Below are 26,231 nucleotides of genomic sequence, written 5' to 3'. Positions count from 1 at the left end.
TAATGAAATAAAAAGATGAAACTGTCTTTGAGGAGTATATAAGATGATAACGATTAAAGATGTAGCCAAGATGGCGGGTGTAGCCAGTTCGACCGTATCTTGTGTACTCAACGATAAAGGGAATGTAAGTGAGCCGACAAGACTCCGAGTACTTGAGGCAGCGAGCCAACTCAATTACGTTAGGCATGGTCCTGCATCTGAATTAAAACGAAATAGTACACAAACCATTGGTGTTATTGTCCATGACATGTCCAGTCCGTATTTCTCGGATTTGGTGAACGGAATAGAAACGGTCGTCATGAGTCATGGATACGATATGATTGTATGTAGTTCGTTGGGTGGAGAGAAATCAACAGCCCATCGATACATCCGAGAAAGAAGAATTGATGGAGCTATTGTTATCGCTCAGAATATTCAAGATCAATTGCTTATTGAAGCATCTGAAGCAGGATTTCCGATTGTCGTCATGGATCGGGATCTGGATGCTCAACATATTGTAAAGGTTTTGATGAGTGATACGCAAGGCGGTTACTTGGCTACCCGTTATCTGATCGATAAAGGTCACCGGACAATAGCTTATATCAGTGGTCCGTCACAATCGGAATGTAATCTCCATCGTTATCAAGGTTATTTGAAAGCCTTGAAGGAGGCAGGCATTGAAGAGAACCCTGAATGGAAAATTGGCGGACAATACATGAAGCAAGATGGCTACATTGCAGCCAAGAAACTGCTTGAAGGAGAGTTGCCCTCCGCTGTTTTTTTTGCGAATGATGAAATGGCGATCGGCGGCTTGGAAGCCTTCAGGGAGCATGATATTTCAATTCCTGAGCAGTTATCCGTAATTGGTTTTGACAATATACCTGCATCTCAGTATATGAATCCACCACTAACCACCTTTCGTCAGCCGAAGAGGGATGCAGGCCAGCTTGCAGGTCATGTTCTCTTCCAACTGCTGAATGGAGAGATCGTAGAGACGTTGTATACACTGGACATCCAATGCGTGGAACGTGATTCTGTTCGGCTCCTCAACCTGAGTTGAGGAGTTTTTTCCATTCTGTAGAATTTTAAATACTTAAAAAGAAAGGAGAGTAGCCATTTGTGCATAATATAAAGACGAGGAGTTTTTTTCTTTGGAAATAAATGGAGGGTGATACGATGGGCGTACCCACTTTTTTGGAGACAGGTCATATGCAAGAAGGTTTTCCCATTCGGGTAATTCACACAGGAAATCAGTTCAATTATGCCGCGCACTGGCATGATGAGGTTGAACTGATTCTTGTCAATGGTAAGAGTGCCAGAATTGGCGTGAACGACCATGTTTGTGAGTTGGAAAAAGGGGATGTGCTGCTGATCAAACCAGGGGATGTGCACTGCTTTTTTCCGGGGACTGAACAGCTAACCATTATCTTGTTCCGACTCGAATTGTTAACGGGAAGTTTCACGACCGAAGCCGAAATTCAGGATCTCGGACAACTTTTCAACAAAACAACAGTTATTCCCTCGAATACGGGAAGTCAGAGCAATCTGGCTCATTATATAGATGTCATCATTACCGAGAAGAAAAATCAGAAGCCGGGATATCGATGGTTAATGGTATCCAGATTATATGATCTCATCATACTTTTACTACGTACAATCGTACCGGTTACCACTGATGAATCAACATCTTCAGGATGGCCCTATACTTCCTCCAAGAAATTTGAATTCCTTGAATCGGTCTGTGAATACCTGGAGGAGCACTATGCTGAACCGATCAAGCTGGAACAGGTGGCGGAACATATTAAGTTCAGCAAGTTCCATGTCTGCAAGCTGTTCAAAGAGATTAAGGGCGTAACACTGATGGAATACTTGAATCACTTTCGAATTATCAAATCAGAGTGGGCCTTATTGTTCCGTCAGGATACCATTCTGGAGATTGCGATCGGACATGGGTTCAACAATGTAAACTCCTATAACCGTCTTTTCAAAAAATATAATGACTGCACACCCTCCGAATTTCGTAAAAAACACCGTACGAATATCACAAAATATGGAGGGTAATGCACAATATTTGTGGAGAAAGCCCTCTCCAAAATCAATATACTCTAATAAATTGTAAGCGTTTCCTTTTTGAAGGAGGGGGCCTATGAAGAAGTGGTTTAAGCCAACTATTGTATTTGTATGTGCAGCACTGTTGTTAGCTGGTTGTCAGTTCAGTCCATCCAATCAAACCAAGCAACAGGAGATTACCGTGTGGAGTTTTACGGATGAAGCAGGATATGCCATCGAGAAATTCGAGCAGCAACATCCTGACATCAAAGTGAACTTTGTCAACATCCCCGGTAATTTCTATATCACCAAGCTGAAATCTGCGCTACAGACAACCTCAAAGGCTCCAGATGTATTTATGATTGAAAATGCGAATATTCGAGAACTGATTGACGTTCCTTATCTGGAGAATCTATCAGCTTCGCCGTACAACGCCAATGAACTTATCCAGGAACAATATGCTTTTGTGCAGGCCAATGAAAAAGACAGCGAAGGAAATGTCAGAGCGATAGGTTACCAGGGAACACCAGGGGGCATCTATTATCGTCGGGATTTGGCGAAGAAATATCTGGGCACCGATGATCCTGAGAAGGTGGGTTCACAGATCGATACATGGGAGAAAATCTTCGAGATTGGAGAGAAGGTGCAGCAACTAAGCGGGAATAAAGTACATGCATTGGCAAATTGGAATGCGATATCGAATTCATATGATGGTATACCTTGGGTGAAGGACGGCAAACTCGTCATCGATCCAACCTACTTGGAAGTGCTCGATCTTGTACGTGAAGCACGTGAGCGGAAAGTACTTGCCGAGTATGATGATGGAAGTGCGGGTTACGCTGCATCCATGCAAAAAGGAGAGGTCATGTTCTATCCCGGGGCAACCTGGGCCCTGCAATTTACGTTCAAGGCAAATGCCCCGGATACCGAAGGATTGTGGGGCCTGGCACAGGGACCTTCAGCGTTTAGTGCAGGCGGAACTTATATAGCGATGTATAGTAAAAGTGACAAAAAAGATCTCGCCTGGAAGTTTATCGAGTTCTATAACTTTAACCATGATTTTCTGTCGGAGCTCGCGAAAGAGCAGGATTATTTCACGAGCAACATGGTTGTGAATGATGAACTTGCTCCGTCTCTCTCATCGTCCTATTTGGGAGGACAGAAGCATTTCGAATTTTTCTCGGAGGCTGCGAAACGGATTCCTGTATACGAACGCACCAAATATGATGCGATTATTAACAACGATATCTACAAGAATGTACTCCAGTTGTATCTCAATAAGGACATTCAGACCAAGGAAGAAGTCGTAAAGCGAATCAAACGTGATGTCACCTTGAGATTTCCGGAGCTGGAAGTGGATTAGCTTAGGACGTGTCTGAAAACCTTCCTTCGGAGTTTTCAGACACGCCCTCGAAGTAAGCGATGGTTATACACATCACACATCCGATGATAACTGGGGGGATAGAACATGTTTGCCAAAACGATTCGCAAGGACCATTACGGCTACTACTTCATTGCTCCGTTCTTTATTATTTTCACCATTTTTGGACTTTACCCCATTTTATATTCGCTCTATATCAGTTTCACCAACTTTGATGGCATCACGACGCCTGACTTTGTAGGGATCGGTAACTACGTGGCCGTACTACAAGACCCGTTGTTCTACAAAACCTTGTTTAATACGTTATTCATCTGGGGCGTATCTGTCGTTCCGCAGCTGACGATCTCCCTGGTGTTAGCCTTTATTTTGAATGATAAGCTGCTCAAAGGACGGGACTTTTTCAGGGCCGTATACTTTTTTCCGAATATCGTAACGGCTGCATCCCTTGGGTTGCTTGTCAGCCTGATCTTTGACTGGCAATCTGGCGGACTGAATCATTTTTTGGTGCAAACCGGTATCATACAAGATCCAATTAACTGGAAAAATGATCCGTGGTTTATGCGTCTGATTGTGTCCTCGATTCTCTTTTTCCAATACTTTGGCTATTCCATGGTCATCTACCTCGCAGGTCTTCAGGGGATCGACCCGTCGCTACTGGAGGCTGCCCAGATGGATGGAGCGAAAAAGAAACATATTTTCATTCATATCATCGTGCCAATGCTCCGTCCCATTATTCTGTTTCAGATGATCACATCCATAATTGGTGGCATTCAGATTTTTGATCAGCCATTTACATTAACCAATGGCAATGGTGGTCCTGACAGGGCAGCCATGACAAGCATTATGTATCTCTATAATGTCGCATTTCAGAGCACTCGTTTTGGTTACGGCGCTGCAATCGCATTTTGTCTGTTTATTATCATCATACTGTTGTCCGTTGCATCCTTCATCATGACCAAGCGGAAGAGCCGTTCATAGGGAGGGGAGTTCTCATGCAAACTGCAAAATCAGTTGAACAACCAAATGCAGCGATTCAGCAATATGCCACCACAAGGCGACTGACCGCAGGCAAGATCATCATCTATCTGTTATTGATTGGTCTTGCCGTGCTGTGCATTATTCCATTTTATCTGATGCTCATCTATTCAACACATAACAATGCAACGATTGCTTCAACATTCACCTTTCTTCCCGGATCGTTTTTAGTAGATAATTATATGAACATGGTATCCAAAATCAACATTTGGCGTGGATTTGCCAACAGTATTTTCATTGCTGGATCATCAACCGTGTTATCTCTGTATATTGGTGCTTTGACCGCATATGGTTTTGCCAAATTCAAATTCAAAGGGCGGAACTGGTTATTCCTGTTTCTGTTAGCGACCATGATGGTGCCGGGCCAGCTGGCCCTGATTGGGGTATATCGCCTATTCAGTATGTTGGGGCTTCTGGACAGCTATGCCGCGATTATTTTGCCGGCCGCGGCTAACGCGTTTAATGTATTCTTTATCAAACAGTTCATGGAGAGCAGTATCCCGGATGAGATTATTGAATCTGCACGTGTGGACAGTGCCGGTGAGTTCCGGACGTTCAATCAGATTGTATTGCCTATTCTGGGACCGGCAATCTCAGCCCTTGGCATCTTCACGTTTATTGGTTCGTGGAATAATTTTCTAACACCGCTTGTTCTGTTTTTCTCCCTGGATAAATATCCGCTTCCAGTACTGGTTGCGTTAGTGCAGGGTTACTATGGGATGGATTATGGGCTCTTGTATTTGGGCGTAGCAATCTCAATCCTGCCTATTATTGTTGTATTCTCTGTATTTTCCAAACAGATTATTGGAAGTGTTGCTTTGGGTGCTGTGAAAGGATAGTGATAACTAGAAAATAGGGTATAGCAAAGAGCAAGATAGCCGTATTCATAGGAATGAACAGCATTCTATATCATCAGGGTCGCTCAAGAGGGCGGCTCTTTTTGCTATTCACTATTTTGCGTATATATCCCAACTTATAAGTAAAGGATACCTTTAACTGAGAATATCTGGACGCAGCATGCACAGAAAGGGGAGGGCGGTATGGACACATCACTGATAACACAACAGAACCTGCCGTTAACCGGACATCTTGCTGTTGATCAAGAAATGTTAAGCTCTGTTTTTGCAGGTTGCTCGGATGTTGTGTTTCATACATTCCAAACCGCATGTCATACTTCAGCGCTATGCGTATATTGTATTGGTTTATGCGATACAGAACGGCTGGAGAGACAGGTACTAACGCCTTTTCAGGAGATGGGGATTGAAGCTGCGCAGGTTCCTCTGGCTTCTGTTAAGAGTGTTGAAACAACCACTCAGGCGGTGCAGGCGATATTAGAGGGGGAAGCTTTGTTACTGCTGGAAGGTTCAATGATTGGAACTACATACCCTCTATACAAAGCTGAAAATCGTTCAACCGAGGAACCGTTAGCTGAATCGACCGTGCGCGGTGCACGAGATGGATTCACAGAATCGTTGACCATGAATATGTCTCTTCTGCGCAAACGTCTCAAGACACCTGCATTGAAGATTCATACACGTAACATGGGAGATCGTACCAACACCAGTATTTCACTTGTATACATGGAAGGAATTATTGACCCCAAACTGGTACAGGAAGTGAAAAAACGACTTTCAGATTTAAAGCTTCGAGACGTACTGGAGAGTCAGTACATTGAAGAAGGAATTGTCGATCAGCGATACTCCCCATTTCCACAGATGATTGCGACGGAGCGTCCGGATGTTGTCGCTTCCAACTTGCTGGAAGGTCGCTTTGCTATTCTTGTGGACGGAACGCCATTCACCCTTATTGCGCCAGTGACCATCTTTTCCATGTTACAATCCCCCGAAGATTATTATCAAAATGTGTTTATGAGTGTTTTTGTACGCTGGCTGCGATACATTTTTTTTGTGTTATCCATGCTGCTTCCATCAGCTTATGTTGCGATTACGACGTTTCATCAGGAGATGATTCCTACCGTATTGCTTCTCAGTATTGCACGGGCGAGAGAAGAGATCCCTTTTCCTGCACTGGTGGAAGCGCTCATTATGGAAATCGCCTTTGAAGCACTGCGGGAGGCTGGCGTCCGTTTGCCGAAGCAGGTCGGATCAGCGGTCAGTATCGTGGGAGCCTTAATTATTGGTCAAGCGGCGACGAGTGCCGGAATTGTGTCAGCCCCCATGATTATCATTGTTGCGATAACCGGTATCGCTTCTTTCATGATTCCTCGCTACGCTGCCAGCATCGCGACCCGATTACTGCGTTTTCCTATGATGTTTCTGGCGGGAACGCTGGGACTCACAGGTGTCATGTTGGGAGTCATTCTGGTTGTCATTCATCTGAGCAGTCTTCGTTCATTCGGAACACCTTATCTGTCACCAGTAGCCCCTACGATGAGCAAGGAACTCAAGGATGTATGGTGGCGTCCAGCACCAAGGAACAAACCGGATTAGAACAATTCATACTCAAGCAATCAAGGGAGAGGGATTACACATGTTAACTGACAAAGGAAAAATATCGGAAACTCAATTGGCATTCATGATCTTTCCTGCCATTCTCGCAACAGCCATCTTGTCTGTTCCTGGAATTACAATGCATTATGCAGGTCATGACATGTGGCTCTCTCCAATTATAGGCTCCATTATTGGTTTTGCAGCGGTAGCAATCTCTATAGGACTGGATCGCCTGTACCCCGGAAAAACACTCATTCAATCGAGTGTATCGATTGCGGGGCGTATCTCTGGAAAATTAATAGGATTGGTGTATATCATTTTTTTGCCCCACTTGACGGGCTTGATTATACGGACGTACGGTGAATTCATTGTTAACAATGCACTTCCGCGGACTCCGCTATTCGTTGTAATGGGGACGATGGTTGCGGTGTGTGCGCTTAATGTCAGACTAGGAATCGAAGTAGTTGGACGCACCTCTCAAATCTTTGTGACCCTCCTTATCGTGTTGCTTAGTCTAATCTTCATTCTATTGATCGGGGAACTGAATCCAGCGGAATTATTCCCTTTCATGGAGAACGGACCGCTACCTAGCATTAAAGGAGCCCTTGCTCCTGCTGCATGGTTTAGTGAATACATCGTAATTGCCTTCTTGCTTCCTTATGTCAATCGTAGAAAACGCACAACACGAGTTATGTTGGGTTCCCTTCTAATAACAACAACCGCGATGACGGTCATCAATCTGTTTTGCCTGTTTTTAATTGGAGATCTGACGGATAGCTTTGTATATCCGGTTATGATTGCCGCAAGATACATAACCATTGCAGACTTTCTGCAACATATTGAATCCCTGATTATTGCGGTTTGGATTTTTGGAATCTTCGTCAAAATTTCTGTTTTTCTTTATATTTTTGCGACATCCACAGCAGAATGGTTCGGTTTGAAGGATTACAAACCCGTCGTTGTGCCGCTTTCGTTTCTATGCATGGTATATGCCTACTGGGTTGTGTCCGGCGGATCGGGTGCATCCAGTCTGATTGGGCCTTCAGCTAACTTGTATACGATCAGCATTTTATTGATCCTTCCGGCTATGATCTACGGTTTGGCATGGCTGAAGAAAGGGTGGGCACATTTTCGAAAGAATCAAGCGAACACCTGATTGATGGGGGAGGAGCACTTGCGAATATATAGAGTACTACTAATGCCAATATTGTGTTGTGTACTTTTAAGTGGATGCTGGGATCGCATTGAGATTAACGATTTGGCTATTGTGCTGGCTACGGGTATAGATTACGAAGATGGTAAAGTGCAACTGACTTCACAGATTTTCATTCCGCGAAAGGCCAGTGCAGGAGATAGCAGTGGGAGCGGAGGTAGTCCAAGCGGGGTTACGATGATTCGAACGGCGGACGGTCATACAATTGCCGAGGCATTGAATCGGTTACAACGTAAGGTTCCTCGGAATATGTTCTGGGGCCACTGCGAAGTCATCATCATTAGTGAGCAAGCGGGCAAGCGGGGGATTCGAGAGTACATCGATTTCTTCTTGCGTTACCCACAGTTCAGGGAGCATGCATATGTCTTTTCCAGCGAAAGGGCGGCGAAAGATATCCTTGCCTTGCTTGATCCTCTGGAGCGAAGTTCTGCAGAGTCGTTGCGAGAAATGGCCAATATGAAGCTGGGTACACGGATGACTGCTCTTGAACTAGGTAAATCGATCGAAGGTCCAGGTAGCTCCGTCATCTTGTCTCGCATGTTAATCTTACCCCCGGAGCCCGAACAGGATAAACTGACAACCACGCCATATGTGAAAGGTCTGAGCATTTATAAGGAGGACCGCTACGTCAAGACGGTCAAAGAACCACTAAGCGTAGGTGTATTATTACTTGCAAAAGAATTGAACAACATTATTATGCCTGTTGAAATTAAGCCGTTAAAAGGTTCTTTTTCGATCCAGCCCATTGAAATTCAAACGGTCTTGAAGCCTCGGATTGTAAACCAACGGTGGAGTATGAAGGTCGACATCCAAACCCGGGGAGAAGTGGTGTTAAATACGACGGAGGGCGATCTGACTGATCCCGCTGTGATAACTAAATTGGAACAGGAATGGTCAGCTAAGCTTACAACTCTGGCTCATGATGCTTTAGAGATGGCCCAGAAGGAGCTGCGTACTGATCTCTTCAAATTTGCTGTTGAATTTCGTAGATATTATCCGCATCAATGGAAGAAGCAGGAGAAGAACTGGGAAACCATCTATCCTGAATTGGACGTGGAAGTTAAAGTGGGTGCACATGTAGTACGTACCGGAAAATCAACAGGACCACAGGGGATACCTGATGAGGACGAAAATTGAACAGAGATCGCTCCTGTTATAAGCCTGAGAAATGAGGTGATTGTATGAAAATTGGCTCAATCCTTGGAATTTTGATGCTGGCGGCTGCGATAATGTATGGAGAGTGGAAGAGTAGCAAAGAGAAGCGAGCCAGAATAGTGAGTGCGGGGATTACTGCAGTGACGACAGTCATTGGGATCATCCTTCTCTTTCAGCCCCGTTTTCCTGGTCCTACCCAGGTTATGAAGCTTGTATTTGGAAGCGTGGATAAATTAATGAAGTGAGAATATGGAACAGAAGGACCACGTCTTTACGTACCAGAGATGAGGTCCTTCTTTTGTTTTAAGTGAGCTGCATCCACTTAAAGATGTCTATTCTTTGATCACAGAAGCGTTCACGGCATCTTCCATCTTTGTATTGTAGGAACGGAACAGACCCAGACGCCAGAACGCGGCTCCTTTGAGGTCATAACGTTTGGCAAGACCGAGCTTATCATCTACAGAGGAGGGCGTTTCACTGCTTAGACTGATCCCGAGCAGAAGCTTGCTCTTCGGGACACCGGCCTGTATCGCTAATTGAATCGCCTGATCTACAAGACTATTTGGCTCAGGTACCTGAGATTTGGTGCCAACCGGATTATACTGATAGGCCATAATAATAAGGTCATCTGCAATAGAGGCAAGTGTCTTGTAATCATAACCTTTATAAGCACTGTTTAGAGGTGGTACCGCTAGTGATAAGGCTGTATCCTGGGGCAAGGAACTCTTTAATTGCTTCACATATCCATTGAGCAACTTCTGTTGCTGAGCCGCATCCAATCGAAAGCCAAGGCCTTCAAAATCCAGAACCACTCCGCCAAAACCATGCTCAGTAACAGCAGAGGTTATACCATCAATCGATTTCTGACGCAGGTTGGTGTCACTCAACATTTTGGTCAGTTCGCCGTTTCCGTCCAATGCATATACCATTAGTTGCGGTTGGATATGCTGATCTGCTGCGTCAGCAACGATGGACTGCGGCGTAATATCACCCGCAGCAGCAGGAAGACGGTACTCTTCCCCCTGGAGTGTAAACTGACCTTCGCGATCAATGCGGCTCCAGCCAAATGCTACAGAATTCATGGAAGTAATGAGATCCTTTTCTTGAAAGGATTGCAATGCATAGAAGGCTCTCAGGTGCATCTCGCGTTGTGGGGAGACGAGGGAGACCGTCTTGGTTGACTGATTCCAGCTTACTTTCACACCGAATTGGTTACTAAATGAACTGAGCGGAATGAGCACTCGTCCTTCCCGCTGAACTGGTGGGGCAGGAAGTTTTACGTTCTTTCCGTTTACGGTTGCTGTAGTGCTTCCTACCGTTAATACTACCTCGGTGGTTTGACCTTTGACAGCATTCGTTGCTTTTATAGTCTGCGTTTTGCTGTTCCACGTTATATCGATACCAAGAGCCTCTCCAACCGTCCGAAACGGAACATAAGTGACACCCTTATCCATGCGTGGAGCTGCATCAAACGTTAAGGGGACATCGTCCAGTTGAACGGTAATGGCCGGAGCAGCATAGGCTCCACCGATATTTGGGGTGCTTCCAAGGACAGAGAGAGTAATCACTGTAACCGCAGCAATTTTTCCTACACGTTTAATGAACATCGTCTGTTTCCTCCAACTCGGTACATAATAGTAGATTCTTGTTATAAAAGTAATCTAGTAATCTAGCATATGTAGCATAACAAAATTTTCATATCATTCCAATATAAGAGTCGAAGTTTAGTCATACTGGCAGCAAGAATCGCAATATACTTTACTATACATTGCGAAAGGAGTGTGCTTTTTGCCAAACTCTACGGGTTTTATATACAATCCGACCACGGGTGCAACTCAATCCACTCAGCTCATTGTGACATGCATTAATGACTCGCTTAATGCTCCTGTTAATATTGAGCTTGAAGTTTTCAGATGGGACACATCTCAAACTGCGCGCGTACCTATTGGTCATGATCTGTTTGAATTATTACCTCAAGCGACTAGAACCCTAATCTATCCACTAATCAACGCCGCTTTTTTCGAGGTGCAAAGTGATTATTTTAGCGCTACAAGCACTATCATTCATGTATATGGTGCTGATTCTACAGGTCAGATCATCCAGCGTGTGCTCCAATCCGAGATGACATTAATTGACCGATTCACAAATATCCCTTAAAGGAAGAGAGGTGAGCAGATGGCAGTTGTGAATATTACTGGAGCATTAGCAGGCAGCCAATTCGAACCTTCCATTGCGGTTAACACCCTGAACCCCAATATCATGTGCGTAGTCGCCGTAGATACCAGTACGGGACCAACGTTGACTGGATTCTATCGTTCCATTGATGGTGGCAGTACATGGTCCACGACTACACTTCCTCAACCGGCAGGGTATGCAGGAGCAGAGGCACCAACCATAGACTATACGTTTCCCAATACCTTTATCGTTACCGTTCACTTGTTTAATGGAATTAATGATGGGACCATTGCAAGTTACACCTCATTTGACGATGGACTAACGTGGCAGCCACCGGTTATCGTGCAGGCGGGTTTCGGTACTATTGTTCATAATGATGAACCATTCATTGCCGTAGACCGTTCTCCCGGTAGCCCATATCGAGGCAATGCATATGTCGGGTATACACCACTTGCCACGACTTCTTCCGCCATATTTACACAACGGTCGGTCTCGCAAGGGCTAACCTGGGAGCCACCTGACCGACAGTCGAATCCGCGAGGAATTCATGACCGGGCAGCGCTGGCTGTTGGATTCTCGGGTGAAGTTTATGCAGGGTATATCATAACGGGGCCCGCCAGTCCCTCTGCGCTTTTGCGTATTTCATACGATGGGGGAATTACTTATCAGCCCCCAATCGAGCGACAGGCAACGTTTATATCATCCGTTGTGCCAGCACCTTCGCCGTTACCTGTACCGAATTACGCTTTTCGGGTACAGACCAATCTAAGTCTGGGAGCAGATATTTCCGTTGGACCTAACAGTGGAACCGTATATGCCGTATGGAATGATGCACGAGCTGGCTATACCGATGTATTACTCTGCGAATCTCCGGATGGTCTCCTGTGGTCAGACCCGATCAGTATTACAGGCGCCCCTCCAGGCACGCAGAATTTCTTTCCTTCCATAACCGTATCTCCGTTTGCCGGGACGATCAGGGTTATTTATTACAGCAATCGAATTGACGGGTTCCTTCTGGACGTTTTTGTGGCAGAATCGTTCGATGGCGGGGCGAGCTTCACCAACCGTCGAATTACAACCACATCGTTCAATCCCAATGGTAACTCACCGATGCCTACGATTCTGATCGGAGATTACATAACGGCAGCTACGGTTAGTCCGGATAATCTGGCAGCCGTCTGGATGGCTACAACACCGCCTACGGGGAAACTGGATGTTTATTTTGGGAACTAATTCGACAGAAATTAAAACACCCCCATACCAATTAGCCCATGTTGATACAGGCTAAGAGTATGGGGGAACAGGTGGACACATGCATTCTAATCCGAAACGATAAATCCGTCGAAACTTTCTGGGCCCACCCTCACCGTTCCGAGCAGGTTAGTACTGATAAAAGCAGTGTACGTTATTTGTGGCTGGATCGGTGGATTGTAGTCGTTGGCAGAGAAAACTATAACTTCGGGGTTAAGGAGACCACTTAGACCATACGTGAAGTTAGCAGAGTACACAATCGGATCCGTAGCAACGGTGCCTCTAACAATAGTAATTCTAACTTGAAAGAGTGCAAGCGGTAGTCGCACCGTAATGGTTCCTTTTAATGAAACTCGTAGATTGGCTCCGGCTCCAGCCGTTTGCAGACCAATCTGTGCGAATAGTTGAGGCGTGTTAATCACTGGAATTGGTATGGAAATGGAATTAAACAACCCAGCATTTTGCGATGATCTTGCATCCAGAAATTGTGTCAACATATATACCTCCTATCTGTTTCAGATAGAATAATATATTCCTCATTTAGAAATTTGCATGGACTTTGATGACGCGCTGGAAATATTAAAGGCAAACCGACTGCCCAAGTGATTTGTTTCTTTAAGCCATACAATCCCACCCATTAACTCAGCGAGTTGTTTACAGATGGATAGGCCTAGCCCCGCTCCACCATACTTTCCGGAGTTGCCGTGAATTTGCGAATAGGATTTGAACAACAGATCTTGGCGATCCTGCGGGATGCCGATGCCCGTATCTATTATCTCGTAAGATGCATGGAGTGTACCTTCTGGATCAGCAGATACCTGAGTAGAGATACACACTTCACCTTGCTCCGTGAATTTCAACGCATTGCCAACAAGATTGATTAGGATCTGACGCACCTTTTGCTGATCGCCTATAAGCATCAAATGATCATTTATATCGTATTCTGCGTATAATCGGACACCTTTTTTCTGGGCTTCAGATGAGAATAACTGGAGTACATGGTCGACGGTTTCTACGACACTATAGGGATTAATCTCCAGAGAAATCGCACCCGCTTCTCCTTTGGAGTAGTCGAGAATTTGATCCATCATAGATAGCAGGCTGGTTCCACTAGATTCTATGACATTAACATATAACGATTGATCCTCATTCAGCTTCGTAGATTGCAATAGATTGGCCATTGCAAGAACACCATTCATCGGGGTACGGATTTCGTGGCTAAGGACGGCTAGGAGATTTTTCTTCTCTTCCAGCACTTTTGCAGCGGTTTCTTCCGCATGTTTTAACTGTTTCAGCGTCGTTTCCATCTCAAGAAGACCCGTGAAGAATGAAGACAAGGAGAGAAGCAGATCCACATCCTTTTGTTGATAGGAATAGTAATTCTGATCAAACGAGCAGAGGGATCCGTAAATTTCTCCGTTCTCATTATGTATAGGTACACCTACAAATGAACAACCGCCTACGAATTCTGTAGCGTCCATATGTTTGGTCAATGGATGAGTCAGATTATTATTGATTACCAATGGACCTTGGGTATGTTCAGTCACAAGTGCACAGTATGACTCGGCGTTCTCAACGACTAGTCCCTCACCCAGAATTAGTTTGTCGCGATTATATACGTTCAGAACTTTGGTGGATAGATGATCCAACTGAGCGATACAAAACGTATTTGCAGGAATTAACCTGCTTGCCGTGTCCATAACATTAGCAGCCGAATCATATAATTTATGTGAGACTATAGATAGTACATCAATGAATTCTGTTTTCAACATATTGATTTGACTCCTCCTGATTGTAGAAATTCGTTGTGCACTGTATTCAGTATATATGAATTCGAAGAATAGAGCATGTATGGTTTTGACAGTGGAAGATGGAAATGAGAAAATATAATGCTGTAGAACATGAAAAATATATTAAGTGGTGGAGGCATTTCAATGAATCAGCGTTTTCGAATTACCCGGTCCGTACAAGACAGCAATGCGGAACAATCCATCTCCCTAGAAGAATGCAAACTCTACTTCGAGTCCAAGCCCGAATTTACCTATTCATCGGTTCTTCATATTGTTGGAGCAGAGAGCACCATGTCCATCGATGGGGATTTTTTTATGTGGGACCTTGAGGGAACACAGATTGCTTTTCGTTTGTACATGGGGGATATCTATGTAGCTATTTCTAACGAAGCTATTGTACCCAAAATGATTGAGATTGCAACGGATCTACGTGCAGATATTGTTGAAGGATAAAAAAGGCTGAGATCTGGATTTTGATAAAATCATGTTAGTCATAGTCCGACTTGGATAATCCTGTAAAAATGAGACTAAAGATTCATTTATATTCCATATATTATCTTGTAATATATGGAATATAAATCATTTTACAGGAGGTTGGATTAAGTGAAAAAGGCTAAATTATTACTTGTTGTATTCATGAGTTTGATCCTTGCTGTATCGGTACCTGGGATAGGATCCAGTTCACAGGCTTCCGCAGCTACGGCACGTACACCCATTGTATTGGTCCATGGACTGACTGGTTCAGATAGCAATTTTACAGCAATTGAGAGTTATTTGCGTAGTCAAGGGTGGACGAGAGATGAACTATTTGCCATTGACCTCCCTAGCAAACAAGGAAACCAACTATTGAACTCCGCAGCAATTAGTCGTTTTGTAGATGATGTACTGCAACAAACAGGTCACACAAAAGTTAACATTGTAGCGCATAGCATGGGCGGAGCGAATAGTCTATATTACATACTTAACCGTGACGGCGCTTCCAAAGTGGACAAATTAATTACCCTTGGTGGGGCTAATCGTTTAACCACATCTACAGCACCTAGTGGAATAAAGGTGACTTCGATCTATTCCACCAGTGACACGATTGTGTCCCCAGCACTTTCGCGGTTGAACGGGGCGAACAACATTTCTGTTTCCCTTGTATCCCATATCGGTCTGCTGTTTAATTCACGGGTAAACGCACTGATCAAAACCGCGTTGAACGAGTAGCTAACATTGTAAAATGGCATTCTTTCATAATATATTGAATGATTGATTTGAACACGACTGACCATTCATGGGTAGTCGTGTTTTTGTATGATCCGGAAGGATAATGCAGTCCCCTTCCCGCGATCCACTCGAACTCCATGATTATCCGATATATGTAAATAAAAACAATATAATACCAGAGGAAATATAGGTAGAATTCCTGTAAACTGTCAAAGGCAACAGCCTATCATCTGACATCACGAGGAGACAGCAAGAAAATGATGAAACGCACACTTGTTTTAATGGTAACCATGATTTTGGGGTTATCATGTACACCTTTTACAGGTTACGCAGAAGAAGATTCGTTTGATTTTAATGCAACATTCCAAGGGGCTATTATTCTCTCGCTTGGCAGCCCAAACGCAGTCGTTGATAATACTGACACGTTGATTGACCAAACCAATTTTAATATCGTTCCTCTGGTTAAAAATAACCGGACACTCCTGCCTCTGCGTTTCATAAGCGAGAGTCTGGGAGCACAAGTGGCATGGGATTCGAAAACATCCACAGCTACAATTAAAGCCTCAGGTAAATCCATCAAAGTAACATTAGGCAGCAATAAGATGTTCATTAACGGCAAATCTTTCGCATTGGATGCTCCGGCACAATACAAAGAAGGCAGAGTGTTCATTCCGTTAAGGGCCGTAAGCGAAGCGTTTGCTAAAAAGGTGTTTTTTGACCGAGGCATTATCGTCGTAAGTAATACCACTATTCTTAATGCAAAACGGGATAGGGAAATCATTGATTACTTGAAGTTTGTACTTGCTCCTTATTCGAAAGATCCATATACGGGTAAAACATTGTCCACAGAACAAGTTGCCCGTCTGGAACAGAGTGTAGTCATGCTGGAGTCGTATGACAAGGATGATAATTATCTCGGATTCGGTAGTGCCATATCGATCGGGTACGGATTGTTTTTGACCAATTATCACGTCATTGCTGATTCGAGCAGTTATATGATTCAGACGAGTCAGGACCAATATTATGACGTACAAGGCGTCATTGCAGCGGATGAGAATCTCGATTTGGCCATAGTCAAAACATCAATGCGTACGAATATTCCGCCACTTCATGTAGGTCTAACGACCAAAATTACTACGGGGCAGCCTGTAGTAGCCATAGGTAATCCGGAAGGACTTCAAAACACGATTTCGACAGGGATCATTAGCGGTATTCGAAACTATGGAAGTGACAGGCTAATACAGACTACGGCTCCCATCACCAACGGCAGTTCTGGAGGACCATTGCTTAATATGAAAGGTGAAGTCATTGGGGTAAATACAATGGGTATAGAAAAAGGGGATTTGAACTTTGCTATTCCCATTGATTATGCATCCCGTTGGATCAAGAAATACACGGCATTATCCTTTTCATCCATTCCTGTGCTTGACCAAGATCAATTCAGGGAAACAGCAGTGACGGAACAAGAGCCATCTGTAGAAAAACCATCAACTGTTAGCCAGAATGTTCATCTAATGGGCCGAACGGTACGTGAAGCCATTCCAGATTCGGATCATTCCGTTATCTATGCAATTGATGAGAACCAATCGACTATCTTTGCTTATCGCTACGCTGACAATAAGGTTCTGGCAGAGTCCACTGCATTCAGTACTCCTCCCAGAAAGCTTCTATATGCAAATGGTGAGATCTATGTCATCTTCAGCAATGCTGATTACAGTCCATACCGCTTTGAACAGCAGCAGGGAGGACAGATCGTAGTACTTGAAGCAGACACGCTTAAAATCAAAGATCAGTGGGATACCCGCATCGATCCATATGAATTTGTGTTAGACCATTCTGGTCATGTCTTCGTTACTTCGGGCTCCGGGCAATGGACCTCTATTATTAGTTATGACCGGGCGACAAAGAAGGAAATCTCCAGTGCCTCCATTCGAAATGTTAGCAGTATTGCCATACATCCATCGGAAGATCGGATCTATGCTGTTGACTCAGACACTTCGCCAAGAGATATCGAGATGTTTCGGTTAATGGATGGCAAGTTTACGAGTAACCAGAATTCTCCTTATCACGGTGAATACAAGTTCTCGACGACTATTGGCATTTCACCTGATGGGAAGTACGTATTAAACGGAGCCGGTACGGTTTTGTCCGCTACCAATAACTCTGCAAGTAATATGCAATATGTGACTGCAATCGATCCGTTTGACTATGTAGCTGTACATTCAGCGCATAAGGAAAGCTTTTTCACAGGAAAAGATCGATTGATTAAACAGTATGATACTGAAACACTTAAAGTGACGGATACACTAACGACCAAAGGAACAATCCTAAAACTGTTCATGTCGGATAAACAAGTGATTGCAATCACCAAAATAACCTTACCTGGTAATCCTCTGCCGCAATATGCGGTTGAGACGGTTAAAGATTTCTAGAAGAGCAAAAGAGTAGAAGAGGTCCATGCTGAACAGCAAGGGCCTCTTCAATTTATTTTATTGTGATGGGAAATGGCTCTGCGAGGTAAGATTCAAAAATAGCTACAACCGTTCTATAATTAGACATCAGAATGAAAAATGGAACAAGCTAAAGGAGTCTGGATGCATGCAATCTCAACCGAATGATCGAATTAAAGTTCACCCAGGCTTTTGGGCCGGATTACATCAAATAGGGATTGGTGCAGAAGACATCGCTCGCACAGCACAACTATCTCTTGAGACAATAAATAAACCTGTAGTGACTCAATCTCAGTACTATGCAATCTGGCAGGCTTATTCAGATCTCATTGGAGAAACTGCCGAAGGCATCATCAAACTTGCAACCGGATATGAGATATCGAAGTATCCTCCGCCTGTGCTGGCGATGTACCATGCTCGTGATTATCGTGATGCGTTGAATCGAATGGTCCGTTACAAGCAGATGTGTCCTCCCGAGAGTTTGCAGATTACGGAAGCAGGGGAGGAGTGTATCATTGAACTCGAATGGTTACATAAGGAGCTACCGGGTCCGCCATTACTGGTCGGTATTACGCTGGCATTTCTGCTCGAACTTGGACGGAAGGGCACAGGCCAGCCTTTGACTGCCAAAAGAGTTGAGTTCTCCCAACCAATGGGTGACGTAGATACCCTTGAGGTGTACTTTGGCTGCCGAGTCGATACAAATTCTGGCTATAATCGGCTGACGCTAGATCCAAAAGATCTGATTCTTCCATTTCTCTCGTATAACGAGGAGTTACTGGAGATCCTGAGCCCGGCTCTGGATCGGTCGCTGGATGAACAGAAGAGCAGTCGGTCCGTTATTGAAGTGGTCAAATGGATTATGAAACGCAACCTCACAGGAAAGCGCCCTGACATCCAGACGGTCGCCAAAGAGCTTCATATGAGTGATCGTACCTTGCAACGGCGACTGGCGGAAGAGAACACAAATTTCAAGCGATTATTAACCGAAGCCAGACGTGAGCAGGCCCGGGAATACCTGGCAGATCCTTCGCTCGATATCAAAGAAGTAGCATTCCTGGTTGGATATGAAGACCAGAATTCGTTCTATCGTGCGTTCCGGACCTGGGAAGGAGATACACCTTCGAATTGGCGTGTCAGGCAATAACTCTGGCGCAAGGTGCTAGTTACTGAGCCCTTCAGACCTCGTAATATTATACCTATCCGGTGCATGAAGCTGTTGGCAATATTCAAGAAGCCGCTGCCGGATAGTTGTAATCAAGAAGGAGAATGAAGGATGGATATGGGACTAAAAGAGAAAACAGCCTTAGTTACAGGATCAACAAAAGGAATCGGTAAAGCGATTGCCATGGAACTCGCCCGAGAAGGTGTTCATGTGCTGATTAATGGACGCAATGATCAAGAGGTGGAACGAACAGTTCGTGAAATCAAGATCACTTTTCCAGACACCTCTCCGCAAAAGGCAACGGCTGATCTTGTTGATCAGGCGCAACGCCAAGCTTTATTTGAGAAATTTCCCGAAGTTGATATATTAATCAATAGCATGGGCATATATGAAATCATGAGTTATGAAGACGTGAACGATGAAGTGTGGGAAAAATATTTCCGTATTAATGTGTTGGCTGCTAATGGCTTGTCCCAATTTTATTTACCTAAAATGATGAAGAACAATGACGGGCGCATTATTTTCATAGCAAGTGAAGAAGCCCTCATGCCCTCAGGCCAGATGCCTCAGTATTGCATGACCAAGTCGATGTTGCTGTCATTATCCAAAAGTTTGTCCAAACTGACAGCAGGGACTGAAGTTACGATCAATACGATCCTACCAGGCCCGACACTGTCCGAAAACGTACGTGAAATCATTGAGGGCATATACCCAGATGAGACGTTGACTTTCGAGGAAAAAGAGAAGGACTTTATGAAAAGCAATCTGCCTCAGTCTGAATTACAGCGATTCATCAAGCCAAGTGAAATAGGCAGACTTGCAGCTTTTGTATGCAGCCCGTATGCTTCAGCTTTTAGAGGATCTCCGATCCGTATGGACGGGGGCATGGTTCCCACCATATTCTAAAATTGTTCAGGATACAGCATATGTATTCTCAAGAAGTCGCCAGTAATGGCGACTTTTTAATGCCTATGTTAAAGATCGTTGTTGATATTTGCTTACACAAATGTTCTATAATGGAGTCATCAATCTACGAGGAAAGGTTGGGGCGCAAATGATTATAAGAAAAGCAATATTAAATGATGCATCAGGTATCGCGAAAGTTCATGTTGATAGTTGGAGAACAACTTATAAAGGCATTATCTCAGATGAATTTCTAAAGAATTTATCTTATGAACAACGAACAGAACTGTGGACGAAAAATATTGCAAAAGAAGATAATTATGTTGTTGTTGCAGAAAATACAGAAGGTCAAATCATAGGTTTCGCAGATGCTTTTAAGAGAGAAACCAATAAAGTGACGAATTCGGGGGACTTAACCTCTATTTATCTATTTGAGGAATATCAAGGACAGGGCATAGGAAGGAAGATATTCAAAGCACTGTTCAAACATTTCAAAGAATTGGGCTATAACAGGATATTTGTTGACGTTCTTGAGGGAAATAAAACTCGCTATTTTTATGAACATTTTGGTGCTAAATTAGTCAAATCAAGTCAAATTAGGATCGGTGGAAAAATGTTAAACGAGCTGACCTATGAATGGAATAATGTTGACAATGTTCTAGAAAATTTATAATCATACGTCAATATAATAAAAGATACTATTAAGAGCTTTGGAGACGTATGTTTTGAAAAGAGGTGCGTTATTTTATTCATAAGACCTATGCGAGGGGGACTATCAAGTTTATAATACAGGTATGATTTATCGAAAACGGTTTCTGTGACTTGGAAGCGATTACTTCTATCAATTAGATGAATTAAGAGGAGACAATATTATGATAGCTGCATTAAATCTGGAAGGTATCTGGAAACTTCAGCTCGATGAGCATAAAGTGGAGAATGGTCTGAACTTCTCAGACGTTATTACTTTACCCAATACAACTTCTCATGCGGGCAAAGGCAAGAGAAACGAACATGTGTTAATCGGTGCGCTGACGGATGAGTATTTATTTGAAGGATATGCCTGGTTTTCACGTGAGATCGATATTCCCGAACATCTGGCGAATAAACGTTGCTTCCTGCATCTGGAACGAACGCGAGTAACCACAGTTTGGATTGATGGATTGGAATTGGGCACGCAAAACAGTCTAAATACACCTCACCGTTACGAGTCGGAGGCAGGGCTAACGGCTGGGACACATACGATCACGATTCGAGTGGACAATACCAATTATCCAACCAAAGGCGGGCATCTTACATCTGAAGACACGCAGACCAATTGGAACGGGATCACGGGTAAGATGGAACTTCAATTTTTTGAGCGTGTTTTTCTGGATAATGTGCAGGTCTACCCTGATCTTGCGAATCGATCTTTTGAGATTAAGGGAGCACTTGTCGGTGATCTGAGAGGAGTACAGATCGTCATAGCCGCTATTGCTGTCAGTGCTGATCCGGTATATACAACGGAGGAACAGATCTTCTTCCCGGATTCGCAGGAGATTGGGCTGACTTACAAGGTTGGCGAAGATGCGATGTTATGGAGTGATGATGAACCTAATGTGTACCAACTTCACATTCAACTGCAAGACCAGAAAGGTGATATGCTGGATTCCACTAAAATATGGACGGGCTTGCGTGAATTCAGGGCTGCTGGAGACAAATTTACTATCAATGGTCGCAAAACGTTTTTGCGAGGCAAACATGACGGGCTAATCTTTCCGCTCACAGGATATGCGCCAACAGATGTGGACGAATGGCTTCGCATTCTTGGCATCTCCAAGTCCTACGGTATTAATCACTACCGTTTCCATACCTGTTGTCCTCCAGAGGCTGCTTTTATTGCTGCGGATCTGTTAGGCATCTATATGGAGCCTGAGCTCCCGTTCTGGGGGACTATTACGGATGAAACAACAGAGGGGCATAATCAAGCAGAGCAGGATTACTTGATCAGCGAGGGGTTTGCGATGCTGCGAGCTTTTGGTAATCATCCTTCGTTTGTGATGATGTCCTTGGGAAATGAACTGTGGGGCAGTAAGGACAGAATGAATTCCATTTTGAAGGCATACAAAGCATACGATCAACGTCATCTATATACCGAAGGCTCCAACAACTTTCAGTTTGTGCCGGACATTCTGGAGGAAAGTGAATTCTTTTGCGGGGTTCGATTCTCGAAAGAGCGTCTGTTCAGAGGTTCGTATGCCATGTGTGATGCTCCGCTAGGACATGTACAGACCGACTTGCCCAACACATTGAAGGATTACGATTCGAACATTGTACCTGAGCAAGGCAGTGATGCTGTCCCTTCTGCTCAAACGGGGGACAAAGAGATTCAGATCCAGTATGGCACAGGTTCCAAAACGGTACAGGCCGAAGCTGGAAGTGATGAACTCGTCTCACATGTACCGATTATCTCGCATGAAATTGGACAATATGCCACGTTTCCCAACTTCGAGGAGATCAAAAAGTATACGGGCTCCCTTAAAGCAAAGAACTTTGAAGTGTTCCAAGAACGCCTGGAAGCCAAAGGGTTGGGACATCTGGCGGAAGCCTACTTCAGAGCCTCTGGTAAACTCGCAGTTGCTTGTTACAAGGAGGAACTGGAAGCGGCTTTTCGTTCGAAGGAATTAGCCGGATTCCAACTGCTGGATCTCCAGGATTTCAGTGGTCAGGGAACAGCTCTGGTAGGTGTACTGGACGCATTCATGGATTCCAAGGGCATGATTACACCGGAGGAGTGGAGAACGTTCTGTTCCGATGCGGTGCTGCTCGCGAGATTCCCCAAATATAATTATCAAGCTGGTGAATTGTTCGAAGTGCGCATTGAACTAAGTTACTTCCGGAGACAAGTGTTGGATGGACTTCAACTGAAATGGAAGTTACAAGGCGAGCAGCAACAAGATGGTATCCTTGTAGAAGGGAAAGCTGACTTACCAGCGTTCCATGGAGAACATTATGTGAGTATCACGGATCTTAGCATTCGTATCCCTGAGGTCTCCAATATGACCAAAGTGGAGCTGAAATTATCCATTCCGGGCACGGATATCCGTAAGTCTTACGACTTGTGGATCTACCCGGGTCAACTCGAAGTGGATCTGAGCGGTCTTAACCTCTTTACCGAACTTTCGGAACAAGCGCTGGGTCTGCTTGAAAAGGGGGAGGATATTCTACTTTTCCCGAATCCTAATCAGATTCAACACGCGATCCAAGGTTTCTACAGCACCGACTTCTGGTCTTACCCTATGTTCCGATCGATATCGGAGAATATGAAAAGAGAAGTGCCTGTGGGCACAATGGGTTTGTTGATTCAACAGGATCACCCGGCCTTTGAAGAATTTGTCACAGAGGAATACTCGACCTATCCGTGGTGGAGCATCGTTTCTGAATCGTCATCCATCATTCTGGATGAGCTGAACAAAGACCTGCAGCCAATCGTGCAGACCATTGATAATTTTGAACGGAATCATAAGCTTGGGCTATTGATAGAGTGCCAGGTGCGGAATGGTAGAGTGCTAATGGGTGCACTGAATCTGGAGCGTCTAATGACAACGCTGGAGGGAAGACAATTATTATACAGCTTCCAGCGTTATGTACAGAGTCCGGCCTACCAGCCAGCTGCCCGCCTGGAAGTCGAGGAGATTCGCCAATTGTTTAACTAAGACTAGTAGTGAAGTGGCAGCAGGTTCCTATTTCTTAAACATGTATTCTCAGAAATATGCGCTTATAAGACCCTTCCATTCGTGGCAGGGCCTTTGGCATTTTTTTATTTTCTTACACTTCAAGGTTAATATTAAGCATTTCAGCCTAATTCGACTCTGAAACCTATGCTAATATAGTATATTCGAGAGTGAAATTCAGAGTCGATGTCGATGAAAGGCGGATGTCCCCCATGTTCCATATTGCAATCTGTGATGATGAGGAGCAGCAGCGAGAACTCGTGAAATCGATGCTGATTTCCTTATCCCTAAAAACCAATTTTGATTTTCAAATTAGCCTATTCACATCTGGTGAACAACTGCTCTCACACTACAGAGAGGTTGGGGATACATTTCATATTCTCATCTTGGATGTGGAGATGGGCGGAATGAACGGGATTCAGACCGCTAAAGAGATCAGGAATATGAAGTTTCTGGATGTACAGATTATGTTCTTGACCAGTTACCCGGAATACATGGTGGAGAGCTTCGATGTCATCACCTTTCAATATCTGATTAAGCCAATACAGCCGCAAGTTTTCGAGGAGAAGATGATTAAGCTGTGTCAATATTTTCAGGCATTGGAGAAAAAGTATGTGCTGATCAAGTCAGACTATGATGAATTGCTGCTAAAATATGATGATATTCTCTGGATGGAGGTCGTCAAAAGCTTAACGATCAAGAACAAGTTGAACGTGGTGACCCGGGAAAATGTACATGAGACCAAAGGTGTTTTATCCAGCTATGCAGCCGCTTTGAAAGATCATGGTTTTTTGCAGATTCATCGCTCGATTATCATTAATCTTATGCACGTTCAGAAGTTTTCCGGTGCCCAAGTTGTCATGTTAAATGGGACAGCACTGCCCATAGGCCGTTCCAAGATCAAGGAAGTCAAGGATGCCTACACTAAATACATGATTATGAGGATTCAGTAAATGGATACGTATATGATCTTTTCCATCATCTTCGTGACCTTACTTATGGCATTCCAGGCGAATTTTTATTTTGACTCTGTGCTGGGGCAGTCCAAGCGGAAGCCGCGCAGAACGGTTTATTTCTTGGCATTTATTGTGCTGGATTATTTTTATTTGGCAACTTCCTTCTCCGACATCGTTTCGACAGCGTTTGCCCTGGTATTAATCTTCAGTCTGGCACAATCCTATGATGTGGAGCTTAAAATCAAGCTTGTTTTTACCATCCTTTACGGGGTTTTGATTACGATGGCGAATACGATAGCTGTATATATTCTCGGCGTTTTGGAATCCACAGATTTCATCTCATGGGAACAGTTCAACGGAGAAAACCACTGGATTCTCTCCAAGGTGATGCTACTTGGTTGCAGCATCATGTTCATTGTTATTCAAGTTGTCCGTCTAGTCGCCAAACGTAGAAGTTTTGCCGTTCACTATCGTTATTATTTGCTGTTTCTCATCGTGCCGATCATTACGATCTATCAGATCAATGTGGCTTCCATCTATAGTGAAAAAAATTTATTTTACGTCTTTTCTGTACTGGGCTCTCTTTTTCTCAACGTGTTCATTGTTTATGTATTCGATAATATGGTGGAAAAAGTACAGCTCACGCATGAAAATACCCAGTTACAGCGTCAGATGGATTACCAGGATGCCAACTATGAGAAGACCGTTCACAGTTTCAAAAATATTAAAAGCATCATCCATGATATCAATCAGCAATTTCTGTATATTGATGAATGTATCAAACGTAACGAACTGGCGGCGGCAGGTGACCATATCAAGTCTACATTAAATACCATTGAAGGTGCGTATCAGCGGGTGAATTCCGGCAATCTGGTCATTGATGCTCTTGTTACGAATACTCTGGCTATGGGGCAGGCAAATGGAATCAAAATCGACACCAAAATCCAACTCCACTCGCAACATATCCAGATCGATCGATATGATCTGTGTGTGGTGCTTGGTAACATGCTCGATAACGCAATTGAAGCCTCCAAGAAAGTTAGACAGGCGGAGGATCGATATGTTCTCATTGCCATTCACTCCACATCTTCTGCACTTGTCATCCAGATTATGAATCATGTAGAGCAACCGATCGTTGACTTGAAAAGTGAAAAGCCAAATCCCGAGTACCATGGCATCGGTCTAACCAATATATCGAGAATTTGCGAGAAATATGGTGGACATATGAGTATTGAGCATCAACATCGGAAGTTTAACAACATGGTCGTGCTTCCGTTTCACACCGACAATCCCTGAACATACCGTTCGGGGATTGTTTTTTTCCATTCAGGGTCTATTTGCGTTCGATCTGTCATTTCCC

Annotated in this window: 23 protein-coding genes; 20 read left to right on the top strand and 3 right to left on the bottom strand. The window is 44.0% G+C overall.

Features of this window, described 5'->3' with window-relative positions:
- Positions 1 to 43: 43 nt before the first annotated feature.
- The 9 genes from AB4111_RS02305 (at position 44) to AB4111_RS02265 (ending at position 9,507) form a co-directional block, all read left to right on the top strand.
- The gene (locus AB4111_RS02305) at positions 44 to 1,039 is read left to right on the top strand and encodes a LacI family DNA-binding transcriptional regulator (RefSeq protein ID WP_091016470.1); all 996 of its coding nucleotides are present in this window, start codon (positions 44 to 46) and stop codon (positions 1,037 to 1,039) included.
- 116 nt (positions 1,040 to 1,155) lie between these two features.
- The gene (locus tag AB4111_RS02300) at positions 1,156 to 2,040 is read left to right on the top strand and encodes an AraC family transcriptional regulator (RefSeq protein ID WP_442030131.1); all 885 of its coding nucleotides are present in this window, start codon (positions 1,156 to 1,158) and stop codon (positions 2,038 to 2,040) included.
- An 85-nt stretch (positions 2,041 to 2,125) separates the two neighbouring features.
- A complete protein-coding gene (locus AB4111_RS02295; RefSeq protein WP_442030129.1) occupies positions 2,126 to 3,391 on the top strand; it encodes an ABC transporter substrate-binding protein in 1,266 nt (421 codons plus the stop codon).
- A gap of 105 nt (positions 3,392 to 3,496) precedes the next feature.
- Positions 3,497 to 4,387 (top strand): carbohydrate ABC transporter permease, encoded by an 891-nt coding sequence (locus AB4111_RS02290; protein ID WP_091016465.1) that lies wholly within the window; start codon positions 3,497 to 3,499, stop codon positions 4,385 to 4,387.
- Positions 4,388 to 4,401: 14 nt separating this feature from the next.
- Positions 4,402 to 5,283 carry a carbohydrate ABC transporter permease gene (locus AB4111_RS02285; RefSeq protein ID WP_091016464.1) on the top strand — a complete coding sequence of 294 codons (882 nt, stop codon included), beginning with the start codon at positions 4,402 to 4,404 and terminating at the stop codon, positions 5,281 to 5,283.
- Positions 5,284 to 5,484: 201 nt separating this feature from the next.
- Positions 5,485 to 6,894, top strand: a complete 1,410-nt coding sequence (locus AB4111_RS02280; RefSeq protein ID WP_442030126.1) for a spore germination protein — start codon at positions 5,485 to 5,487, stop codon at positions 6,892 to 6,894.
- A 40-nt stretch (positions 6,895 to 6,934) separates the two neighbouring features.
- On the top strand, positions 6,935 to 8,050 hold the full coding sequence (locus AB4111_RS02275; RefSeq protein ID WP_442030124.1) for a GerAB/ArcD/ProY family transporter: 1,116 nt from the start codon (positions 6,935 to 6,937) through the stop codon (positions 8,048 to 8,050).
- Positions 8,051 to 8,068: 18 nt separating this feature from the next.
- Entirely contained in the window at positions 8,069 to 9,244 is a 1,176-nt protein-coding gene (locus tag AB4111_RS02270) for a Ger(x)C family spore germination protein (RefSeq protein WP_442030122.1), read from the top strand.
- 44 nt (positions 9,245 to 9,288) lie between these two features.
- On the top strand, positions 9,289 to 9,507 hold the full coding sequence (locus tag AB4111_RS02265) for a hypothetical protein (RefSeq protein WP_442030120.1): 219 nt from the start codon (positions 9,289 to 9,291) through the stop codon (positions 9,505 to 9,507).
- Between the two features lie 87 nt (positions 9,508 to 9,594).
- Here AB4111_RS02265 and AB4111_RS02260 read toward each other — a convergent pair whose 3' ends face one another.
- The gene (locus AB4111_RS02260; RefSeq protein ID WP_442030118.1) at positions 9,595 to 10,869 is read right to left on the bottom strand and encodes a stalk domain-containing protein; all 1,275 of its coding nucleotides are present in this window, start codon (positions 10,867 to 10,869) and stop codon (positions 9,595 to 9,597) included.
- Between the two features lie 181 nt (positions 10,870 to 11,050).
- Here AB4111_RS02260 and AB4111_RS02255 point away from each other — a divergent pair, with 181 nt between their 5' ends.
- Together AB4111_RS02255 and AB4111_RS02250 are read left to right on the top strand one after the other, a co-directional pair.
- Positions 11,051 to 11,419, top strand: coding sequence for a hypothetical protein (locus AB4111_RS02255; protein WP_442030116.1), 369 nt, complete (start codon positions 11,051 to 11,053; stop codon positions 11,417 to 11,419).
- Between the two features lie 18 nt (positions 11,420 to 11,437).
- Entirely contained in the window at positions 11,438 to 12,670 is a 1,233-nt protein-coding gene (locus tag AB4111_RS02250) for an exo-alpha-sialidase (protein ID WP_442030114.1), read from the top strand.
- Between the two features lie 86 nt (positions 12,671 to 12,756).
- Here the strand turns inward: AB4111_RS02250 and AB4111_RS02245 are convergent, their stop codons facing one another.
- Both AB4111_RS02245 and AB4111_RS02240 read right to left on the bottom strand, forming a co-directional pair.
- Positions 12,757 to 13,185 carry a hypothetical protein gene (locus tag AB4111_RS02245; protein ID WP_442030112.1) on the bottom strand — a complete coding sequence of 143 codons (429 nt, stop codon included), beginning with the start codon at positions 13,183 to 13,185 and terminating at the stop codon, positions 12,757 to 12,759.
- Positions 13,186 to 13,224: 39 nt separating this feature from the next.
- Complete coding sequence (locus tag AB4111_RS02240) at positions 13,225 to 14,460, bottom strand: ATP-binding protein (protein WP_442030110.1); 1,236 nt, start codon at positions 14,458 to 14,460, stop codon at positions 13,225 to 13,227.
- 162 nt (positions 14,461 to 14,622) lie between these two features.
- On the opposite strand from AB4111_RS02240, the gene AB4111_RS02235 reads away from it, so the two are divergent.
- From AB4111_RS02235 to AB4111_RS02195, 9 genes are all read left to right on the top strand, one after another.
- Complete coding sequence (locus AB4111_RS02235) at positions 14,623 to 14,931, top strand: hypothetical protein (RefSeq protein ID WP_442030108.1); 309 nt, start codon at positions 14,623 to 14,625, stop codon at positions 14,929 to 14,931.
- Positions 14,932 to 15,114: 183 nt separating this feature from the next.
- The gene (locus tag AB4111_RS02230) at positions 15,115 to 15,687 is read left to right on the top strand and encodes an alpha/beta fold hydrolase (protein ID WP_301290355.1); all 573 of its coding nucleotides are present in this window, start codon (positions 15,115 to 15,117) and stop codon (positions 15,685 to 15,687) included.
- A 257-nt stretch (positions 15,688 to 15,944) separates the two neighbouring features.
- Complete coding sequence (locus tag AB4111_RS02225; protein ID WP_442030106.1) at positions 15,945 to 18,119, top strand: stalk domain-containing protein; 2,175 nt, start codon at positions 15,945 to 15,947, stop codon at positions 18,117 to 18,119.
- A gap of 166 nt (positions 18,120 to 18,285) precedes the next feature.
- The gene (locus tag AB4111_RS02220; protein WP_442030104.1) at positions 18,286 to 19,284 is read left to right on the top strand and encodes a helix-turn-helix domain-containing protein; all 999 of its coding nucleotides are present in this window, start codon (positions 18,286 to 18,288) and stop codon (positions 19,282 to 19,284) included.
- A gap of 129 nt (positions 19,285 to 19,413) precedes the next feature.
- Positions 19,414 to 20,208, top strand: coding sequence for an SDR family NAD(P)-dependent oxidoreductase (locus AB4111_RS02215; RefSeq protein WP_442030102.1), 795 nt, complete (start codon positions 19,414 to 19,416; stop codon positions 20,206 to 20,208).
- A 148-nt stretch (positions 20,209 to 20,356) separates the two neighbouring features.
- Positions 20,357 to 20,878 carry a GNAT family N-acetyltransferase gene (locus AB4111_RS02210; protein WP_442030100.1) on the top strand — a complete coding sequence of 174 codons (522 nt, stop codon included), beginning with the start codon at positions 20,357 to 20,359 and terminating at the stop codon, positions 20,876 to 20,878.
- Positions 20,879 to 21,077: 199 nt separating this feature from the next.
- Positions 21,078 to 23,897 (top strand): glycoside hydrolase family 2 TIM barrel-domain containing protein, encoded by a 2,820-nt coding sequence (locus AB4111_RS02205; protein WP_442030098.1) that lies wholly within the window; start codon positions 21,078 to 21,080, stop codon positions 23,895 to 23,897.
- A 230-nt stretch (positions 23,898 to 24,127) separates the two neighbouring features.
- On the top strand, positions 24,128 to 24,868 hold the full coding sequence (locus AB4111_RS02200; RefSeq protein ID WP_442030096.1) for a LytR/AlgR family response regulator transcription factor: 741 nt from the start codon (positions 24,128 to 24,130) through the stop codon (positions 24,866 to 24,868).
- Positions 24,869 to 26,167, top strand: coding sequence for a GHKL domain-containing protein (locus tag AB4111_RS02195; protein ID WP_442030094.1), 1,299 nt, complete (start codon positions 24,869 to 24,871; stop codon positions 26,165 to 26,167). It abuts the gene before it with no gap.
- Positions 26,168 to 26,231: the final 64 nt, after the last annotated feature.

This window comes from Paenibacillus sp. 2KB_22, assembly GCF_052115745.1.
Taxonomy (GTDB): Bacteria; Bacillota; Bacilli; order Paenibacillales; family Paenibacillaceae; genus Paenibacillus.
Note: the sequence above shows the minus strand (reverse complement) of the source record. Positions and strands in the feature narration are given on the sequence as shown.

What these genes read in the sequence shown, in the direction of transcription:
- AB4111_RS02305 (WP_091016470.1), top strand. Translation starts at nt 44, where the DNA reads ATGATAACGATTAAAGATGTAGCCAAGATGGCGGGTGTAGCCAGTTCG.
- AB4111_RS02300 (WP_442030131.1), top strand. Translation starts at nt 1,156, where the DNA reads ATGGGCGTACCCACTTTTTTGGAGACAGGTCATATGCAAGAAGGTTTT.
- AB4111_RS02295 (WP_442030129.1), top strand. Translation starts at nt 2,126, where the DNA reads ATGAAGAAGTGGTTTAAGCCAACTATTGTATTTGTATGTGCAGCACTG.
- AB4111_RS02290 (WP_091016465.1), top strand. Translation starts at nt 3,497, where the DNA reads ATGTTTGCCAAAACGATTCGCAAGGACCATTACGGCTACTACTTCATT.
- AB4111_RS02285 (WP_091016464.1), top strand. Translation starts at nt 4,402, where the DNA reads ATGCAAACTGCAAAATCAGTTGAACAACCAAATGCAGCGATTCAGCAA.
- AB4111_RS02280 (WP_442030126.1), top strand. Translation starts at nt 5,485, where the DNA reads ATGGACACATCACTGATAACACAACAGAACCTGCCGTTAACCGGACAT.
- AB4111_RS02275 (WP_442030124.1), top strand. Translation starts at nt 6,935, where the DNA reads ATGTTAACTGACAAAGGAAAAATATCGGAAACTCAATTGGCATTCATG.
- AB4111_RS02265 (WP_442030120.1), top strand. Translation starts at nt 9,289, where the DNA reads ATGAAAATTGGCTCAATCCTTGGAATTTTGATGCTGGCGGCTGCGATA.
- AB4111_RS02260 (WP_442030118.1), bottom strand. Translation starts at nt 10,869, where the DNA reads ATGTTCATTAAACGTGTAGGAAAAATTGCTGCGGTTACAGTGATTACT.
- AB4111_RS02250 (WP_442030114.1), top strand. Translation starts at nt 11,438, where the DNA reads ATGGCAGTTGTGAATATTACTGGAGCATTAGCAGGCAGCCAATTCGAA.
- AB4111_RS02245 (WP_442030112.1), bottom strand. Translation starts at nt 13,185, where the DNA reads ATGTTGACACAATTTCTGGATGCAAGATCATCGCAAAATGCTGGGTTG.
- AB4111_RS02240 (WP_442030110.1), bottom strand. Translation starts at nt 14,460, where the DNA reads ATGTTGAAAACAGAATTCATTGATGTACTATCTATAGTCTCACATAAA.
- AB4111_RS02235 (WP_442030108.1), top strand. Translation starts at nt 14,623, where the DNA reads ATGAATCAGCGTTTTCGAATTACCCGGTCCGTACAAGACAGCAATGCG.
- AB4111_RS02230 (WP_301290355.1), top strand. Translation starts at nt 15,115, where the DNA reads ATGAGTTTGATCCTTGCTGTATCGGTACCTGGGATAGGATCCAGTTCA.
- AB4111_RS02225 (WP_442030106.1), top strand. Translation starts at nt 15,945, where the DNA reads ATGATGAAACGCACACTTGTTTTAATGGTAACCATGATTTTGGGGTTA.
- AB4111_RS02220 (WP_442030104.1), top strand. Translation starts at nt 18,286, where the DNA reads ATGCAATCTCAACCGAATGATCGAATTAAAGTTCACCCAGGCTTTTGG.
- AB4111_RS02215 (WP_442030102.1), top strand. Translation starts at nt 19,414, where the DNA reads ATGGATATGGGACTAAAAGAGAAAACAGCCTTAGTTACAGGATCAACA.
- AB4111_RS02210 (WP_442030100.1), top strand. Translation starts at nt 20,357, where the DNA reads ATGATTATAAGAAAAGCAATATTAAATGATGCATCAGGTATCGCGAAA.
- AB4111_RS02205 (WP_442030098.1), top strand. Translation starts at nt 21,078, where the DNA reads ATGATAGCTGCATTAAATCTGGAAGGTATCTGGAAACTTCAGCTCGAT.
- AB4111_RS02200 (WP_442030096.1), top strand. Translation starts at nt 24,128, where the DNA reads ATGTTCCATATTGCAATCTGTGATGATGAGGAGCAGCAGCGAGAACTC.
- AB4111_RS02195 (WP_442030094.1), top strand. Translation starts at nt 24,869, where the DNA reads ATGGATACGTATATGATCTTTTCCATCATCTTCGTGACCTTACTTATG.